Origin of the sequence: Zhenhengia yiwuensis (genome assembly GCF_014384995.1) — a bacterium.
Taxonomy (GTDB): Bacteria; Bacillota; Clostridia; order Lachnospirales; family Cellulosilyticaceae; genus Zhenhengia; species Zhenhengia yiwuensis.
The window spans coordinates 19,783-38,955 of the sequence record NZ_JACRSY010000030.1; the positions used below are offsets into that span (position 1 = coordinate 19,783).

A 19,173-nucleotide genomic window follows, 5' to 3' on the forward strand; every position below is an offset into this window, starting at 1 on the left:
TTATAAGGAGGTTTTTATGAGAAAGCCTAATTTGATGTTTCAAGGAACAGCATCTTCAGTAGGTAAGAGTGTACTTGTTGCAGGATTATGCCGTATTTTATACGAAGAAGGGCATAAGGTAGCACCTTTTAAATCTCAGAATATGAGTTTAAACTCTTTTATTACAGAAGATGGGAAGGAAATGGGAAGAGCTCAAGTTATGCAGGCAGAAGCTGCAGGTGTTAAGCCTTCTGTTTTGATGAATCCGGTACTTATTAAGCCCACAGGTGAAATGAAAGCACAATATATTATTGAGGGCGAAGTGTACAAGGATATGACAGCCATGGATTATCATCAGTTTAAACCTAAGCTCAAACATAAAGTCAAAGAAGTCTATGAAAAGCTTGAAGCTTCCTTTGATACGATTATTTTAGAAGGAGCAGGTAGTCCGGCAGAAATCAATTTAAGAGAAGGCGATATTGTTAATATGGGAATGGCAGAGCTAGTAGATGCACCAGTTATTCTTATTGGCGATATTGATCGAGGTGGAGTATTCGCATCATTAGCAGGAACCCTGTTACTTCTTTCAGAGGAAGAACGGGCGCGCGTTAAAGGTGTGGTTATCAATAAGTTCCGCGGAGATGTAGAGATTTTAAAACCAGGACTTAAAATGCTAGAGGATATTATTAAAATACCCGTATTAGGGGTGGTGCCATATTTTAAGCTAGCACTTGATGATGAAGATAGTGTAAGTGATATTTTTTATGCACAAAAAGCAAAAAATGAAAATGATTTAGTTATTAAAATCATTCGCCTGCCGTATATGTCTAACTTTACAGATTTTAATATTCTGTATTCATTAGATGGTGTCCGTGTAAGTTATGCACATGCTAAAGAAGAATTAAAAGAAGCTGATCTTGTTATTATACCAGGTTCTAAAAATACCATTAAGGATCTTAATTATTTGAAACAGAATGGCTATGACGAATGCTTGCAGGAACTTAAAGAAGCAGGAGTGGCTATCTTTGGTATATGTGGAGGCTATCAGATGCTAGGACGTATGCTCTATAATCCGTATTATATTGAAAATAATATTGAGCATATGGAAGGACTTAATCTATTAGAAATCGATACACAGTTTGAATGTGAAAAGACAACAACACAAGTAAGTGGATGTATTGTAAATAAAACAGGTTTACTTAAAAACTGTAAAGATACTTATATAGAAGGCTATGAAATCCATATGGGACAGACTATTTGGCAAGGTGAAGGCGTGGTGCCTTTTGTAGAAATTCAGACTTGTTTAGGTGAGAAAACTTCTAGAATAGAAGGTTATAAAGCAAGAGAGGCAGATGTTTATGGGACTTATATACATGGTATCTTTGATCAAGTGCATTTTACACTAGCTTTTCTTAAGGAATTGGCTCAAAAAAGAGGAAAAATGGAAGGGCCTATTAAAATTAGGAATGGTTACGAAGAGGATTATGCACGTTTTAAAGATCATGAGTACACCAAGCTTGCTAATATTTTAAGAGACCATCTTGACTTAGAAGCTATTAAACATATTTTATATGAAAATGAGTAGATAATGGAGGAAAAACATGAAGAAATTTTTAAAACAACTTACATTACTTGGCCTAGCAGGCGCTATGCTATTTGGGGCAGTAGGATGTAGCCAACAACCAAAAGAAGTAACAGGAGAAGAAAGTACGCAGGGGCAAACTGAGCAGGTGGATAAGGCTTTCCCCGTTACGATTACAGATTCTACAGGTACAGAAATTACTATGACACAAGCACCTGAACGTATTGTTTCTTTAGCGCCAAGTACAACAGAGATTTTAGGTGCATTAGGAGTAACAGATAAACTAGTAGGAAGAACAAGATATTGTGATTTCCCAACAGAAGCTTTAGCAGCAGAAGAAGTAGGTGGGACTTCTGATCCTAATGTTGAAACAATTGTAGCTTTAAATCCAGATTTAGTTGTAGCTTCTACGCATGTATCTGATGAAGTCATTAATAAATTAAGAGAAGTCAATATTCCAGTAGCTTTTTTAAATGAACAAGAGGACTTTGACGGCACATATTCTGCAATTGAGAATATTGGTCTTTTAGTAGGACGTTCTAAAGAGGCTGAAGCTGTTGTAAGTGAAATGAAAGCAACAGTTGAAAGCGTTGTAGAACGTATTAATAATTTAGAAGAGGATGAAGTAAAACCTCGTGTTTATTATGCAGTATGGGCAGGAGATAGTGATTCAACAGCAACAGGGGACACATTTATTGGACAAATGATTGAACTTGCAGGTGGTGATAATATTGCCAAGGATGCCACAAGGTGGAGTATTTCTAAAGAAAAAATTGTTGAAGGTGATCCAGATATGATTATTATACCTGCTGGAAAAGGGTTAAAAGAAACGCTTATGACAACAGATTTTTATAAAGATTTACGTGCTGTTCAGGAAGGGCATATTTATGAGATTGATGATAATATGATTTCAAGACAAGGTCCACGTTTGGCACAAGCTTTTGAAGCTCTTGCTCAAATAATTCACCCTGAAACAAAGTAAGCAATGAAAAGGATAAGGGAGAATTATAAAGTAGGCAATATAGGTTTTCTATATTGCCTACTTATTATAAGTATTATTCTATTAGGTCTCTATTCCGTAACAATAGGTGTTTCCAAAATAGGGACCTTAGATGTTTTTAAAATTATAAGTCAGCAGCTTTTGGGATTTCCGAAGAATCTAGCAGTAGGTGAGGGCCAGATAACGGTTATTATGAACCTGCGTATTCCACGTATTTTAATGGCTCTTTTAACAGGGCTTAATTTAGCTGTAACAGGAGCTATTTATCAGGCACTTTTTAAAAATGATATGGCAGATCCCTTTATGTTAGGTATTTCCTCAGGGGCTTCATTAGGTGCTGGAATTGGGTTTATGTTAGGCGGGTTTACACCTTTTTATGCTTTTTTAGGTGCACTTGTAGCCAATGTACTTGTAGGCATGCTATCAGGGCTTAAAGGTAAAACTTCAACCATACGTCTTCTTTTATCAGGTATTGCTATTAATTACTTCTTTTCAGCAATTCTTTCCTTTATAAGGCTTTATTCAGATGATAAAAACCTTACCTTATTCTCATGGGGGATGGGTTCTTTAGCAAGTGCGTCTTATAAACGTGTCATTATTTTGGCCTGTGTAACTTTCCCAATTCTTTTTATTTTTCTTCTTCATCGAAAAGAGCTTAATCTTTTACTTATGGGTGAACAAGCTGCAAAGGCAATGGGGCTTGATGTAAATAGGCTAAGAAAAATATTTCTGATTTTAAGCAGTATCCTTATTGCTACAACAGTATGTTTTACAGGAACAATTGGTTTTGTAGGGCTTATTATTCCTCATATGGTGCGTTTACTATTTGGATCTAACTATTCTAAAACCCTTCCAATCAGTGGGTTTTTAGGTATGATTTTTGTCTTGCTATGTGATAATCTTTCAAGAAGTCTTCTTTCATCTTCTGAGATACCATTAGGCATTATTACATCTTTATTTGGAGCACCTTATTTTATGTATTTAATTTATAGAGAGCGCAAAAGGAGTCTAACATGATTAGAGTCGAGCATCTCCATTATACAATAGGAGAAAAACAGATTTTAAAGGATATTAACTTACAGTTTGAAAAGAATAAAATATATGGTATGATTGGCCCTAATGGTGCAGGTAAAAGTACACTGCTTAAACATATAATGCGTATTATTGAGCCGGCAAAACAGACTATTTTCTTTGAGGGACAGGATGTTATTAAAATTAGAACAAAAGATTATGCTAAAAAGTGTAGCTTCGTTTTTCAAGAAAATGCAAGAGACGTAGATTTTACAGTAGAAGAAATGATTGCTATGGGACGTTATCCTTATTTAGATTTATTAGGAAGTCAAAATAAAGAAGATCAAAATATCGTAGAACAGATTATAGAAGAGTTATCACTTTGCCCCTTTAAAGAACGCTCTATTATGAGCTTAAGTGGTGGAGAAGCGCAAAAAGTCTTTATAGGACGTGCACTCGCTCAAAAGACACCTCTTCTGCTCTTAGATGAACCCATTTCTATGTTAGATGTCCATAACAGTATAGAGCTTTTAAGTCGCTTACAGGCTATTAAAGAAAAGTATGGATTGACAGTTATAATGGTACTGCATGATTTGAATTTGGCTTTTCAGTATTGTGATCATATCGTTTTGCTTGAAAAAGGTGAAGTTGTACTGGCAGGAGAAAAAGAAAAGGTACTTAAGAGTGAAAAACTTCACGATGTTTATAAACATAAGTTGAAAATTATTGAAGATTTTCCGCATACTTATATTGTTCCTAAAATCGATTAAAAGTAAAGGAGGTATCATTATGCTATTTATTTTAGGTGGAGCACGCAGTGGTAAGAGTACTTATGCAGAACAGAAAGCACATGAGTTATCTGATAAAATGAGTGCCCATGTACTTTATATTGCAACAGCTATAGCTTTTGATGAAGATATGAAAGACCGCATTAAAAAGCATCAGGCAGCTAGACCTAACCATTGGCATACTATAGAACAGTTTAAGGATTTTAATTTACTTGAAGTAAAAGAAGACTTTAAACAAAGTTCTATTATCTTACTAGATTGTATGACTCTTATGGTGACTAATCTATTACTGCAGTATGAAGTAGACTTTGACCATGTCAAAAGAACAGTTATTGATGAAATTGAGCAAGATATTTTAAAAGAAGTTGAGGATTTATTAAGTATATGTAAGCAACATGGCAAAGAGCTTATTATTGTTTCAAATGAGGTAGGCTTAGGGGTAGTGCCAGCCTATCGTTTGGGTAATATCTTTAGAGATATTGCAGGGCGTATTAATCAACGTCTTGCAAAAGAAGCTGATGAAGTATTCTTCTTAGCTTCAGGGTTACCTTTAAAACTTAAATAAAAAATAAGGAATAGATTTAAATGCCCCCACATAAAGTAGGAAGAGGGAGGTGGGGGATTAAATGGCAGTACAAGTTAAAGAAATGACTTGTTATACGTGTAAACATTTTAAAGAGGGTTATTATAAATATTATACACATGATAATCGAATGGTGGAATGCTATAGAAGTGGTTGCCAAAAGCAGTTTAATTGCCCAAATCACAATATAGATTCAGAATGCATACATTGGGAATCAAGAAAAGGGGCTTTAGGATAAAGACTAAAGCCTTTTTTCTTTACATTTTATAGGACATCCTTATATAATAGAAACGAAAATAAGAAGTAACATGGTGATACAATGATAAAAATAGCAATTTGTGATGAGAATATTCAAGATAGGCAGACTTTAAAGTGCTATATTAAAAATTTTAATCAAAAATATGAGATACCTGCTCAGATATATGAATATGAAAGCGGGAAATCCTTTTTAGAACAGCTCAAAGAAGATCCTTATCATATTGTTTTTTTAGATGTAGATATGAAAGAGTGCTCAGGAATAGAATTGGCAAGGCAGGTTAGAGTATGTAATAGGCAGGCAACACTTATATTTGTAACACACACCACGGAGTATGCTTTAATGGGTTATAAAGTACATGTCTATGATTATCTTTTAAAACCACTTGATGCTGAAACTTTTAATCTAAATCTAAAAGATATTTATAAACATTTAGAAACACATTATTCAAAGAATAATATATACATTTTCCCTACAACTCAAGGGAGTGTTAAACTGGATCTTAGTCATATTCTTTATGTAGAAAGTAACCATCGTAAAACAACGATACACTTGGAAGATCATGATTACATCTGCCACTACAATATTAATAAATTAGAAGAAATGCTTGCTTTTGAGGGGTTTATACGTACCCACCGAAGTTTTATTGTAAATAGTAAAAAAGTAAAAGAAATTAAAAACTCTGAAGTCATTTTAGAAGATGGCACTTCAGTCTTTTTGAGTAAATATAAACAAAAGGCAGTAAGAGAAAGATTATCTAAGAGTTTAGAGATTAGAATGTAAGTAAAAGGGAAATGTCCAATTATGTTATATTTTTGTCCAGTTATGTTTAGAATCTTGAAGAAGATGGATAAGAATGATATATTCAAATTACGGATATCCAAACAAAAAGGGAAACAGCAGATTGTTGAACGGAAATTTTAAATTGCTATTTGAGTCCACAATGAACGTATAAAATAAGGGGTAAGCAGCTATAAGTTTATATTTATAGCTGTTTTTTATTTCGTTCTCTCCGTAAATATGATATACTACTAAAGTCAAAATGATTACATATAAGGAGTGTTGAAGATGGAAAAGTATACAACATCAGGTGTCTGTTCAAGTGAAATTTTATTTGAGGTAGAAGATAACATTGTTAAGGAAGTAACTTTTGTTAGAGGATGCCCTGGGAATACTTTAGGTGTAGCATCTTTAATCCAAGGGATGGAAGTACATGAAGCTATCAAAAGATTAAAAGGTATTGATTGCCGTGGTCGTGGTACTTCTTGTCCAGATCAACTTGCAAAAGCTTTAGAAGAATACATACAAGCATAAAAAGTAGATTTAGTCTACTTTTTTTATGTTTATAATATATATATAAGTGAGCTTAGATGTTTCGAAAGGATTAAGCATATGAAAATAATTATTCAAAAATTTGGAGGAACCTCCGTTGCAACAAGCGGGGCAAGAAAAGAAGTTTTAAATAAAATTATTGAGGCAAAAAGTCAAGGAGAGGCACCCGTGGTGGTGGTATCTGCTATGGGTAGAATGCCTTCACCTTATGCAACAGATACACTTCTTCAATTTGTCAAAGAAGAAGCAGGAGAGATAGAAGATAGGGAGTATGATCTTTTATTATCTTGTGGAGAAATTATATCAGCTGTTACTATTGCCACTATGCTTCAAAATGAAGGTTACCCTGCTGTAGCACTTACTGGAGGGCAAAGTGGTATTATTACAGATAATGCACATAAGAAAGCTGATTTGCTGTATGGTAAAACAGAAGCTGTTAAACGTTATTTAGAAAAAGAGATTATTCCTGTTGTAGCAGGATTTCAAGGGATGACTATAGAGGGAGAGGTTACAACACTTGGGAGAGGTGGTAGCGATACAACAGCAGCTATGTTAGGTGGACTGTTAGAAGCTGATCGTATTGAAATTTTTACAGATGTAGATGGTATTATGACAGCTGACCCACGTGTATGTGAGCAAGCACATATTATTCCAGCTATTAGTTATAATGAGGTATTCCAAATGGCAGATAGTGGTGCTAAGGTTATTCATCCACGAGCTGTAGAGTATGCTATGCGTGCTAATATTCCTCTTGTTATTAAAAATACCTTCTCAAATGCAGAAGGTACGTATATTGTTCAAAGTGTAAAAGGGCTTACAAGCAGTGAAAAAGATACAAAAGTTATTACAGGTGTAGCACATCGATTAGGTCGTATACAGTTTACGATTATGGAAAATGATCAAGAAGAAAAAGATTTATTAGAATGTGTTGCAGAAGAGCAAATTAGCATAGACCTTATTAATATTTTCCCAACTTATAAAGTGTTTACCATTGATCAAGAAGATAAGGAAAAACTTGAAAGGCTCCTTCAAATGTATCATTATGAATATACGCTTCTTGAAGGATGCTGTAAAGTTACTGCTATTGGTGAACGTATGACAGGTGTACCAGGTGTTATGTCTCGTATTATGAAGGCTTTCCATAAAGCAGGTGTAGAAGTTCTCCAAACAGCAGATTCTCTTACAACTATTGGATGTCTTATAAGTGAAGTGCATGTTTCAAAAGCCATTACAGCACTTCATCAAGAATTTAATCTTTAATAGGTATAAGCCTCACTTTTTTTTGCATACTAAATTTAAAAGCAAATTAAAGTGAGGCTTAAAATGACTAATTTAAAACAATCTGTACAAAATAACGATAATCCTAATAAGGAAGAGGCACCAAAGAATCCAATGCCGTCAGAAAATGAAAAAAATAATCAAATTAAAGAGTTTGGGCAAGTACCTGTAAATACAGAAGAAGGAAGTGGCATACATTGTATTACTATTATTGGCCAAGTAGAAGGTCATGTAAGTATGCCACCTCAAAATAAAACAACTAAATACGAACATATTATTCCGCAACTTGTAGCCTTATCAGATGATCCTAAAATTAAGGGCTTACTTGTTATCTTAAATACAGTAGGAGGGGACGTAGAAGCAGGACTAGCACTTGCAGAGCTTATTGCATCTTTTGAGAAACCTGTTGTATCCTTAGTATTAGGTGGTGCACATTCTATAGGTGTACCTATTGCTGTATCTAGTGACTATTCATTTATTACACCAAGTGCAACTATGACGATTCATCCTGTTAGAATGAATGGAACAGTATTAGGTGTCGTCCAAACTTTTGAATATTTTGATCAAATGCAAGAACGTATTGTAGAGTTTGTTTCAAGTAATTCAGGTATTTCCCCAGAACGTTTTAGAGAACTTATGTTAGATACAGGTAAACTTGCTAAAGATATGGGAACTATTCTTGTAGGTAAACAAGCTGTAGAAGAAAAAATTATTCATGAAGTAGGAGGGCTTAAGGAAGCACTTCATAAGCTTCATGAAATGATTCTAGCTAAAGAAGGTGAAGTATAGATGGCATACTATTCTATATTGCCTATTTACATGCCTGATGAGCAGGCACCAGAATATGAAATGCTTGATTATAACGGGCTACAAGTGCTAGCTTGTAAGACGGAAAATGGTTATATATTAGATAGAATTTATTCTAGTAATCCAAGTGATTTTCTGATTGATACCTTACAACCAGGAACTTTATTGCAAAATAATCTTATCAATAAAATTATTCGATGATATAATAATAGATGTATGCTTCATGCATACGTCTATTGTCTTTTAAAAAGCATTATCATGAGAACGATTGAGGTGAAATAATAAAGGGGTTTTCTACATATGAAAAAAAATACAACAAAAAATAAAAGTACAAAAAATAAGAAGACACAGACTAGAAGTAAAAAAACTTCTAAAATGGGAGTAGACCTAATAAGCGAAATGATTGGTATAAGCATGATTGGAATAAGCTTACTCATTCTTGTCAGCCTTTTTACGGATCAAGCAGGATTAGTAGGTACAGGTATTAAAACTTTATTTGTAGGTTGCTTTGGAATGGCAGGATATTTATTACCTTTTGCTATTATTATAATAGGGTACTATTACCTTAAAAATGCTATCAATGAGCTCTATAGATTTTTAGCGTATAGCATTCCGTTCCTATTAATCTTGATGAGTTTTGGTCATTTGCTGATATTTGGGAAAGATGAATTTTTTACTTTGTGGCGATTAGATTTTTTCAAAGAACCTTCATTTTTAAATGGTGGCCTAATAGGAGCCTTGGTAGGAGAATTACTTTTAACGCTACTAGGCTTATATGGAAGCTATATTATACTAGTTGTTTTAGCAGGTATATGGATTTTGGCAGTTACTAAATTTCCTATATTTGCATGGTTAAGTGACATAGGCATAAGGTTTTTAGAACACTTAAAAGAAGCTTTTGCGCAATTTAATAGTCAACGTAAGGAAAAAGTACATAGACCTAAAAAATTAGAAGTGGAAAGTATAAACCAAGAAAAGCTTATTGCTAGGGAACTTCTTGAAGAAGTAGCTGTAACAAGTGAGCAAGTAGAAACATTCTATGAACATCCACCTATTGTTTTAGACGAACAAGTTCCTGTAGAAGTAGAGGCAGCTCAAGGTGCACAAGAAACACATACAAAAAATCAGCCTGTAGCAGCTGAAATGAATGTTTTTGAAGCAGAGGAAGAACTAGATGTAGCCATACATCAAGATGATACTTACATATTCCCTTCTATTCAATTACTTAAAAAAGGTGAAGGTAGTTCTCAAAAGACAAGCTCACGTGCTTCATTAAGCAATGCTAAAAAATTAGAAGATACACTTTTAAGCTTTGGTGTAGAAGCTAAGGTGACTCAAATTAATAAAGGGCCTACAGTAACCAGATATGAATTGCAACCTAAGCAAGGTGTTAAAGTAAGTAAAATTGTTAATTTAGCAGATGATATTGCTTTAAATTTAGCAGCGTCAGGTATTCGTATTGAAGCGCCTATTCCAGGAAAAGCTGCTGTAGGTATTGAAGTGCCTAATGATACAAGTGAAATGGTTTATTTAAGAGATGTGATTGAATCTGACCAATTTGCTGCATTTCCTTCTAAACTTGCTTTTGCATTAGGAAAAGATATTGCAGGTAAACCTATTGTAGCTGATATTGGAAAGATGCCACATATACTTATAGCTGGGGCAACTGGCTCAGGGAAAAGTGTTTGCATCAATACTTTGATTACAAGTATTTTATATAAAGCAAGTCCAAAAGAAGTTAAACTGATTATGATAGACCCTAAAGTAGTAGAATTAAATGTGTATAATGGTATTCCACATCTTATGATTCCAGTTGTAACAGATCCTAAAAAAGCAGCAGGAGCTCTATGCTGGGCTGTTAATGAAATGACGAAACGTTATCAGCTATTTGCTGATAATAATGTAAGAGATATGAAAGGTTATAATAATAAAGTAACCGATGAAAATCTTAAAATGCCAAGTATTATCATTATTATAGACGAGCTTGCAGACCTTATGATGACAGCTGCAAAAGAAGTAGAGGATGCAATTTGTCGTCTTGCTCAGATGGCAAGGGCAGCAGGGATTCACCTTGTTATTGCAACCCAAAGACCATCTGTAGATGTTATTACAGGGGTTATTAAGGCTAATATTCCATCAAGACTTGCTTTTGCTGTTTCTTCTGGTATTGACTCAAGAACCATTTTAGATTCAAATGGTGCAGAAAAACTACTTGGAAAAGGAGATATGCTTTTCTGTCCAATAGGGGAATCTAAACCTTTACGTATTCAAGGAGCCTTTGTTTCAGATCAGGAAGTAGAAGCTATTGTAGAAGCTGTTAAAATGAGTGGTGAAGTGCAATATGAAGAAACGGTCATGGAAAGTATCCATGCTCCGGCCATTGCCATTGAGGGTGATGGTGAAGATGAATTATTAACACAAGCGATTCAATTAGCAAGTGGCAAAGAGAAACTCTCTATATCTATGTTACAAAGATATTTTAGAATAGGCTTTAATAGAGCATCAAGACTAATGGAAATGTTGGAAGCAAGGGGCATTGTAGGTCCTGATGAAGGGAGTAAACCACGTAAAGTATTACAACAAAATCAACTTAGTAAGGGAGAAGAACTATGATTAAGTCAGACATCCAAATTGCACAAGAGGCAAAAATGTTACCTATTATGGAGGTAGCTAAAAAGGCAGGAATACCTGAAGAGAGCGTAGAGCTCTATGGTAATTACAAAGCAAAATTAACACATGAACTTTTTGAAACAGTTAAAGATAAAAAAAATGGTAAACTTGTTCTTGTAACAGCAACTAACCCAACACCAGCAGGTGAAGGAAAAACAACTATTACTGTAGGACTTGGACAAGCACTTTGTAAACTTGGACAAAATGCTATTATTGCACTTCGCGAGCCTTCTTTAGGACCATGTATGGGGATTAAAGGTGGTGCAGCTGGTGGTGGCTATGCACAAGTTGTTCCAATGGAAGATATTAACCTACACTTTACAGGTGATATTCATGCTATTGGAGTAGCGAACAACCTTTTAGCTTCTATGATTGATAATCATATTCATCAAGGTAATGCACTTAATATTGATGCTAGAACATTAACATGGAAACGTTGTGTAGACCTTAATGACCGCGCGCTTCGTGATATTGTAGTAGGACTTGGTGGGGTGCTTAATGGTGTGCCAAGAGAAGATGGTTTTATGATTACAGTTGCATCTGAAATTATGGCCATTTTATGTTTAGCAACTGATCTTGTAGATTTAAAAGAAAGAATTGGAAATATTATTGTTGGTTATACTTATGAAGGAAATCCTGTGACAGCAAGAGATTTAAATGCTCAAGGTGCTATGGCAGCTATGCTTAAAGACGCTATTAAGCCAAACCTTGTTCAAACGCTTGAAAATACACCAGTTGTAATGCATGGTGGGCCATTTGCTAATATTGCACATGGTTGCAACAGTGTACGAGCTACTAACCTAGCACTTAAACTTGGAGATGTAGTTGTAACAGAAGCTGGATTTGGAGCAGATCTTGGTGCTGAAAAATTCTTTGATATTAAATGCCGTAAAGCAGGTTTAAAGCCAGACGCAGTTGTTCTTGTAACAACAATCCGTGCACTTAAATACAACGGTGGTGTAGCAAAAGAAGACTTAAAAGAAGAAAATGTAGAAGCCCTTACAAAAGGTATTGCAAATCTTCAAAAACACATCGAGAACATACATAAATTCGGTGTGCCAGTTATTGTAACACTTAATCAGTTCATTACAGATACAGATGCAGAGATTGCTTATGTAAAAGAAAGCTGTGAAGCATTAGGATGTGATTTTGCACCTGCTACAGTATGGGAGCATGGCGGTGAAGGCGGCCTTCAGCTTGCTGAAAAAGTAATGGATGTTTTAGAAAATAAAACAAGTAATTTCCATTATCTCTATGAAGATGAACTTAGCATTGAAGAAAAAATCCGCACAATTGCAACTGAAATTTATGGTGCAGCAAATATTCATATCGAACCAAATGCTAAAAAAGCTATTGCTAAAATTAATAGTTTAGGACTTAGCCATTTACCAGTATGTATGGCTAAAAACCAATACTCTCTTTCTGATGATCCAAAAGCTTTAGGTAGACCAGAGGGCTTTACAACAACAATAAGAGAAATTAGAATATCAGCAGGAGCAGGATTTATTGTAGCCCTTACAGGCAGTGTTATGACTATGCCAGGTCTACCTAAAAAACCTGCAGCGGAAGCTATTGATATTGATGCAAAAGGCACAATTACAGGCTTATTCTAATAAAGAAAAGGGGAGAGTATATGCAAACTAAAATTATTGATGGAGAAATGATCGCATCTGAAATTAAAGAGGATCTTAAAAAGCAAGTAGAAGACCTTAAAGAAAAGGGACTTACACCTGGACTTGCAGTTGTCTTAGTTGGAGATAATAGTGCTTCAAAAGTTTATGTAGGTAATAAGAAAAAAGCTTGTGAATACGTAGGGATTAAATCTTTTTCATATGAACTCCCTGAAAATACAAGCGAAGATAGTTTGCTTGAACTCATAGATACTTTAAATCAAGATGAAAAAGTTCATGGCATTCTTGTTCAAATGCCACTTCCAAGACATATGGATGAGCAAAAAGTTATTAAAGCCATTGCACCTCATAAAGACGTTGATGGTTTCCATATAGAAAATGCTGGAGCGCTTTTAGTAGGTGCTCCAGGTTTTATAAGCTGTACACCAGCAGGAATTATAGAACTTTTAAGACGTTATGAGGTAGTTTTAGAAGGTAAAAAGTGTGTTGTAGTAGGAAGAAGTAATATCGTTGGTAAACCAATTAGTTTGCTTTTATTACGAGAAAATGCTACAGTAACTATATGTCATTCAAAGACGACAAATCTAGAAGAAGAAATTAAACAAGCTGATGTGGTTGTAGTTGCAGTTGGAAAAGCAAAATTTGTTAAAGGACATATGCTTAAAGAGGGGGCCGTTGTCATAGATGTTGGAATGAACAGAGATGAAAATGGCAAACTTTGTGGAGATGTAGATTTTGATTCTGCTCAAGGTATAGCGAGTCTGATTACACCAGTGCCTAAAGGCGTAGGGCCTATGACCATTGCTATGCTGATGTACAACTGTGTACTTGCAGCAACACATTAGGAAGGAGAATTATTTTGACAAATACAATAGCCTTTGTATCCTTAGGATGTGACAAAAACTTAGTAGACAGCGAACATATGTTAGGCCTTTTACATGAAGCAGGCTTTACACTTATAGGAGATGAATCTGAGGCAGAGGTTCTCGTAGTAAACACATGCTGTTTTATTGAAGATGCTAAAAGAGAAAGTATTGAGCAGATTTTAGAAGTTGCTAAATATAAAGAAATTGGTAAGTGTAAAGCACTTATTGTAACAGGATGTATGGCGCAACGCTATAAAGAAGAGATTTTAGAAGAGATGCCAGAAGTAGATGCTGTAGTTGGAACAACTTCTTATGATAAAATTGTAGAAACAGTAACAGAAGCTTTAGAAGCTAAAGGCGTGAGAGTTTCTAAATTTGATACCATTGACCGTGAGCACTTAGAAAATATGCCTCGTATCTTAACAACAGCAGGATACTTCGCTTATATGAAAATAGCAGAAGGCTGCGATAACAAATGTACTTATTGTATCATTCCATCATTACGTGGTAAATATAGAAGTAGACCAATTGAACAGCTTAAAAAAGAAGCTGAAAAATTAGCAAAAGATGGTGTAAGTGAACTTATTTTAGTTGCACAGGATACAACATTATATGGAACAGACCTTGAAGGTGATATTACACTTGTTACTCTATTAAGAGAGCTCTCAAGTGTAGAAGGTATTGAGTGGATTCGTATTCTTTATTGCTATCCAGAAAATATTACTGATGAACTTATTGAAGAAATTAAGACAAATGATAAAGTATGTAAGTATTTAGATATTCCAATTCAACATGCGGCAGACCCAGTTCTTAAACGCATGGCAAGAAAGAGTACACATGCTGAACTTATTGAAAAAATGAATAAATTAAGAGCTGAAGTACCAGGTATTGCAATTCGTACAACACTTATTGTAGGATTCCCAGGTGAGACAGAAGAGGACTTTGAAGTACTTTGCAACTTTGTAAAAGAAATGCGTTTTGATCGTTTAGGTGTATTTACTTATTCACAAGAAGAAGGTACACCTGCAGCAAGACTTAAAGATCAAATTGATGAAGAAGTTAAAATGCAGCGTAAAGAAATTATTATGAGCATGCAACATGATATTTCAGAAGTCTTAACACATGAGAAAATTGGTCGTACAATGCGTGTACTTATTGAAGGTAAACTTGCAAATGAACCAGTTTATCTTGCACGTACTTACCAAGATGCACCAGATATCGATGGACAAGTATTTGTTCAATATGAAGGTGAATTAATTTCAGGTGATTATGTAGATGTTAAAATTACAGGTGCAAGCGACTATGACCTTATAGGTGAATTAGTATAAGCGCTATTTAGGAAATGGGGATATAAGGTATGAATATTGCTAATCAATTAACTGTAGGGAGAGTTCTTCTAGTATTTGTATTTATGGGTATTATATGGAATCCGTGGCTTCCTTTAGAAACAACACTATGGATTGCACTTGCTATTTTTGTTATTGCAAGTTTGACAGATTTTTTAGATGGTTATTTAGCTAGAAAATATAAATTGGTTACAAATCTAGGAAAGTTTATGGATCCTTTAGCAGACAAAATGCTTGTAACAGCAGCAATGATTGCACTTGTAGATTTATCACATGTATTACCTGCAGGTGTTTTACCAGCATGGATTGTTGTTGTTATTTTATTAAGAGAGTTTGCTGTATCAGGTATAAGACTTTTAGCAGCGAATAATCAGGTTGTTATTGCAGCCAATCCACTAGGTAAATGGAAGACAACTATACAAATGCTCATGATTATTGTTTATTTAACACCTGTTTCACATATAGTATGGCAATATTTAGGGCTAATTCTTGCTTATGTTGCATTAGTTTTAACTATTATTTCAGGCATTCAATATCTATGGCAGAATAAGCAAGTTTTCAAAGAGCAATAATAAGAAGAACCTATTTTAGAATCCAGGCATTAGCCTGGATTTTTTTACAAAAATATAAGTTGCAATTCTAGAACAATCTTGCTATTATATAAAAGTTACTGATTTATAAGGAGGTTACTATGCATTATCATACAATCATTATTGGTGCGGGTCCAGCAGGACTATTTGCTGCACAGGAGCTAGGGAAACAGAATCAAAAAGTACTTGTTCTTGAGAAGAATCAAGAAGCAGGCAGAAAATTGCTTGTTTCAGGAGGTGCACAGTGCAACTTTACACATAGTGGCTCAGTTACAGATTTCTTTGATCGTTATGGTGAGCATGGTAAATTTATTAAAAAAGCTTTATTGACTTTTACTAATGAAGATACTATTCACTTCTTTGATAATGAAGGTGTTGCAACCTATGTAAGAGAAGAAAATAATAAGGTTTTTCCTAAAAGTCATAAAAGTGCAGATATAAGAGGTGCTTTGCTTCAATCATGTAAAAAGCATAATGTTTTAATTAAATATAATCAAACAGTTAAAATGATTAAAGTGTATGATGGTATTTTTACTCTAGAAACAGAGGCCGGAGATCGCTACTTTAGTGATAATGTGATTATTGCTACTGGAGGCAAATCTTTTCCTCATCTCGGTTGTACAGGAGATGGTTATGTTCTAGCAAGTAGTTTGGGACATACTATTGTGGAACCTAGACCAGCATTAACCTATGTAACGACACATGAAAGAAACTTTTGTGAGTTATCAGGGATATCCTTTAAAAATGCTCAAATTACATTATGGCATGAGAAAAAGAAGATTACAGAACGTATAGGAAGCTTACTCTTTACACATAAGGGCCTATCAGGTCCGGTTATTCTTGATGCCACTAGATGGATTGTACCAGGTGATCAAATTACTGTTAATTATCTTTATCCTTTAAGCTACGAAGAAGCTAGAAAGCGTTTTGCTGAGGAAATTCCAGTACGTGGTAAGGAATCTGTTGTAAATTATCTTAAAAATTATAATTTACCAAGAAGTTTTTGTGAAGTTGTTTGTGAGTCTATAGGGGTGTTACCTGAACAAAGTTGTGCACGTCTTTCAAAGAAAGAGAGAGAAGATTTAGTTTCAAAACTTACTAAATGTGAATTTAATTTATCAGGGACAGGTGGTATGAACTCAGCTATGGTTACAGCAGGTGGTATTACTCTTAAAGAAGTTAATCCTACAACTATGGAAAGTCGTAAACAAAAAGGCCTTTATTTTGCTGGAGAAGTACTAGATATTGATGGAGATACAGGTGGTTATAATATACAGGCTGCTTTTTCTATGGGGTATTTATGTGCCAAAAGTATTACAAAAAATAAGAAGTAATGATAAAAAATCATTACTTCTTATTTTTTTATCTTTTTTTAAAAAATAGCTTGCTATATATTTCTACATAAAGTATAATTGTATACAATTATACCGAAAGAGGAGAATGACAGATGAAAAACAAATTAGGATTATCAAGTAAAATTTTTATCGGCCTAATATTAGGGGTATTTTTAGGAATGGTTATTCAATTTATGCAGTTAAATGCACTACTTACATATATCATTCAACCTACAGGTACTATATTCTTAAATTTAATGAAAATGGTTATTGTACCACTTATTTTATGTACATTAGTATCTAGTATGACCCATGTAGGAGATATGAACAGACTAGGCGTTATAGGTAAAAAGACATTGCTCTATTATATGGGGACGACATTAATGGCGGCATTTATTGGAATGAGTTTAGCACTCTTTATTAAACCAGGTATGGGGATTACGCTTGAAATAGGACAAGCCAATATTCCAGAAGCTACACCTTTAATGCAAATGCTAGTAGATATTGTACCAACAAATCCTTTTAAAGCTTTAGTAGAAGGTAATACACTTCAAGTTATTATTTTTGGTGCCTTTACGGGGATAGCTATTAATAGTTTAGGAAATAAAGCTCAATATGCAAAAGCGGTTTTTAATGATTTTGCAGATGTAATGTATAAAATTGTAGAAATGATTATGAAAATAACACCTATTGCAGTATGTGCTTTAATTGCAGATGTTGTAGCAACAAATGGATGGGGAATTCTTATTTCACTTATCAAACTTATTGTTGTGATTCTTGTAGCAAGTCTTATTCAATGTCTAGTGGTTTATGTAGGAAGTGCAAAAATATTTGCAGGTATGAATCCTATGCAATTTATTAAGAGTGTACTACCAGCTCAAATGATTTCCTTCTCTACAGCAAGTAGTGCTGCAGCTTTACCAGTATCACTTAAATGCGCTAAAGAAAATTTAGGTATTAAACAAGAAATTGCTCAATTTGTACTTAATATTGGTTCTACAATTAATATGGATGGCGGTGCTATTTATCAATCAGCATGTGCTGTATTTATTGCTCAACTTTATGGTATTGAACTTTCGTTCACACAGCTTATTATTTTACTTATTACAGCTTCGCTTGCTTCTGTAGGGGCTGCTGCTATTCCAGGAACAGTTATTGTCATGATGACAATGGTACTTACTTCTATTGGCTTACCATTAGAAGCCATTGCTTTAATTGCTGGGGTGGATCGTATCTTAGATATGATTACAACTTCTGTTAATGTAACAGGTGATTTATCAGCTTGCGTATTCGTTTCGAGTTGTGATGCACAAGTAACAGAAGAGAATTACTTAAGTGGTGCTTTAGAAATAGAATAAAAGGTTAAAAAGGATAATGCTACATTTTTAGTAGGCACGGTAAAAGAAAACCGTGTCTATTTTTTGTTGTTATTTTACTCTTTTTATAGAATAGTTTTCTAACCAATTTTGAGTCAGTGATTTATATTCAGCTTATAACTACGAGGTGATTCTTATTTAAGTGAGCTATGGAAACTCTCTATAGATCTATTACCTAAAAAATTTTTAACAAATTTGATATTCTTTCTATTACCTATAGCATAGGCTACTATACCTCTTGTGTAGGAATCTATAGTGGTTGAAAGGTGTATATACTGTAAAATCACCATTTTAATCTATGATAATCATAGATGCAAACAGTATCCTTAAATATATTTTTGATAGATAGATATGCTTCAGCTTCATATCTATCTATTTACTGCTTTTTAACGCTTGAATCAAATCTTAAGACAAGTTTATGTAACAAACTAGTAATTATTTTAGTAGATACTCTATTTTCCCTCTACAGAGTATAGGGGCGATATGTATCTTTTTTTGTTTGAAATCATCTATAAATTTTATTAGCATATAAGCTATTTAATAATATGGATTTTGGGATAATCTAAGTATATATTAACTTATTTATAATCTATGCAGCTTTCTGCACACTGCATTAAAAGTTGATTGAATATTACGGGCTCAAAAATCCACCCTTTCACTTATAGATACCACTAATTCGTCACAATGATACCATCTTCAAAATTAAGATGTTTCATATAATAAAACCACTGATTCACGCTTGAA

18 protein-coding genes are annotated in these 19,173 nt (G+C 34.1%); all 18 read left to right on the top strand.

The annotated features are described in order from the left end of the window. The first annotated feature begins 16 nt into the window (after positions 1–16). On the top strand, positions 17–1,564 hold the full coding sequence (locus H8718_RS15305; RefSeq protein WP_249333577.1) for a cobyric acid synthase: 1,548 nt from the start codon (positions 17–19) through the stop codon (positions 1,562–1,564). Positions 1,565–1,580: 16 nt separating this feature from the next. Beyond that, positions 1,581–2,543, top strand: a complete 963-nt coding sequence (locus tag H8718_RS15310; protein ID WP_249333578.1) for an ABC transporter substrate-binding protein — start codon at positions 1,581–1,583, stop codon at positions 2,541–2,543. 3 nt (positions 2,544–2,546) lie between these two features. Next, the gene (locus tag H8718_RS15315) at positions 2,547–3,578 is read left to right on the top strand and encodes a FecCD family ABC transporter permease (protein WP_177672099.1); all 1,032 of its coding nucleotides are present in this window, start codon (positions 2,547–2,549) and stop codon (positions 3,576–3,578) included. Further along, complete coding sequence (locus tag H8718_RS15320) at positions 3,575–4,342, top strand: ABC transporter ATP-binding protein (protein WP_177672098.1); 768 nt, start codon at positions 3,575–3,577, stop codon at positions 4,340–4,342. The genes H8718_RS15315 and H8718_RS15320 overlap by 4 nt, the downstream gene beginning before the upstream one ends. 19 nt (positions 4,343–4,361) lie before the next feature. Continuing rightward, positions 4,362–4,925 carry a bifunctional adenosylcobinamide kinase/adenosylcobinamide-phosphate guanylyltransferase gene (cobU, locus tag H8718_RS15325; protein WP_249333579.1) on the top strand — a complete coding sequence of 188 codons (564 nt, stop codon included), beginning with the start codon at positions 4,362–4,364 and terminating at the stop codon, positions 4,923–4,925. Between the two features lie 61 nt (positions 4,926–4,986). Further along, the gene (locus tag H8718_RS15330) at positions 4,987–5,181 is read left to right on the top strand and encodes a hypothetical protein (RefSeq protein WP_177672096.1); all 195 of its coding nucleotides are present in this window, start codon (positions 4,987–4,989) and stop codon (positions 5,179–5,181) included. A gap of 81 nt (positions 5,182–5,262) precedes the next feature. Continuing rightward, positions 5,263–5,982, top strand: coding sequence for a LytR/AlgR family response regulator transcription factor (locus H8718_RS15335; protein ID WP_177672095.1), 720 nt, complete (start codon positions 5,263–5,265; stop codon positions 5,980–5,982). A 285-nt stretch (positions 5,983–6,267) separates the two neighbouring features. Continuing rightward, positions 6,268–6,513, top strand: a complete 246-nt coding sequence (locus H8718_RS15340; protein ID WP_249333580.1) for a TIGR03905 family TSCPD domain-containing protein — start codon at positions 6,268–6,270, stop codon at positions 6,511–6,513. 78 nt (positions 6,514–6,591) lie between these two features. Further along, on the top strand, positions 6,592–7,791 hold the full coding sequence (dapG, locus tag H8718_RS15345; RefSeq protein ID WP_177672093.1) for an aspartate kinase: 1,200 nt from the start codon (positions 6,592–6,594) through the stop codon (positions 7,789–7,791). 63 nt (positions 7,792–7,854) lie between these two features. After that, a complete protein-coding gene (locus tag H8718_RS15350; protein WP_330597744.1) occupies positions 7,855–8,598 on the top strand; it encodes a ClpP family protease in 744 nt (247 codons plus the stop codon). After that, positions 8,599–8,817 (top strand): YlzJ-like family protein, encoded by a 219-nt coding sequence (locus H8718_RS15355; protein ID WP_249333581.1) that lies wholly within the window; start codon positions 8,599–8,601, stop codon positions 8,815–8,817. It begins immediately after the preceding gene. Between the two features lie 99 nt (positions 8,818–8,916). After that, the gene (locus tag H8718_RS15360; RefSeq protein WP_177672090.1) at positions 8,917–11,229 is read left to right on the top strand and encodes an FtsK/SpoIIIE family DNA translocase; all 2,313 of its coding nucleotides are present in this window, start codon (positions 8,917–8,919) and stop codon (positions 11,227–11,229) included. Beyond that, complete coding sequence (locus H8718_RS15365; RefSeq protein ID WP_249333586.1) at positions 11,229–12,899, top strand: formate--tetrahydrofolate ligase; 1,671 nt, start codon at positions 11,229–11,231, stop codon at positions 12,897–12,899. The genes H8718_RS15360 and H8718_RS15365 overlap by 1 nt, the downstream gene beginning before the upstream one ends. Positions 12,900–12,919: 20 nt before the next feature. Continuing rightward, complete coding sequence (gene folD / locus H8718_RS15370; RefSeq protein WP_249333582.1) at positions 12,920–13,762, top strand: bifunctional methylenetetrahydrofolate dehydrogenase/methenyltetrahydrofolate cyclohydrolase FolD; 843 nt, start codon at positions 12,920–12,922, stop codon at positions 13,760–13,762. Between the two features lie 14 nt (positions 13,763–13,776). Further along, entirely contained in the window at positions 13,777–15,111 is a 1,335-nt protein-coding gene (gene rimO / locus H8718_RS15375) for a 30S ribosomal protein S12 methylthiotransferase RimO (RefSeq protein ID WP_283246246.1), read from the top strand. 29 nt (positions 15,112–15,140) lie between these two features. Then, positions 15,141–15,701 (top strand): CDP-diacylglycerol--glycerol-3-phosphate 3-phosphatidyltransferase, encoded by a 561-nt coding sequence (pgsA, locus tag H8718_RS15380; protein ID WP_177672087.1) that lies wholly within the window; start codon positions 15,141–15,143, stop codon positions 15,699–15,701. Positions 15,702–15,820: 119 nt separating this feature from the next. Then, positions 15,821–17,053, top strand: coding sequence for a BaiN/RdsA family NAD(P)/FAD-dependent oxidoreductase (locus tag H8718_RS15385; RefSeq protein WP_249333583.1), 1,233 nt, complete (start codon positions 15,821–15,823; stop codon positions 17,051–17,053). A 113-nt stretch (positions 17,054–17,166) separates the two neighbouring features. Further along, positions 17,167–18,411: a dicarboxylate/amino acid:cation symporter gene (locus tag H8718_RS15390; RefSeq protein ID WP_249333584.1), complete on the top strand. Its 1,245-nt coding sequence runs from the start codon at positions 17,167–17,169 to the stop codon at positions 18,409–18,411. The last annotated feature ends 762 nt before the right edge of the window (positions 18,412–19,173 follow it).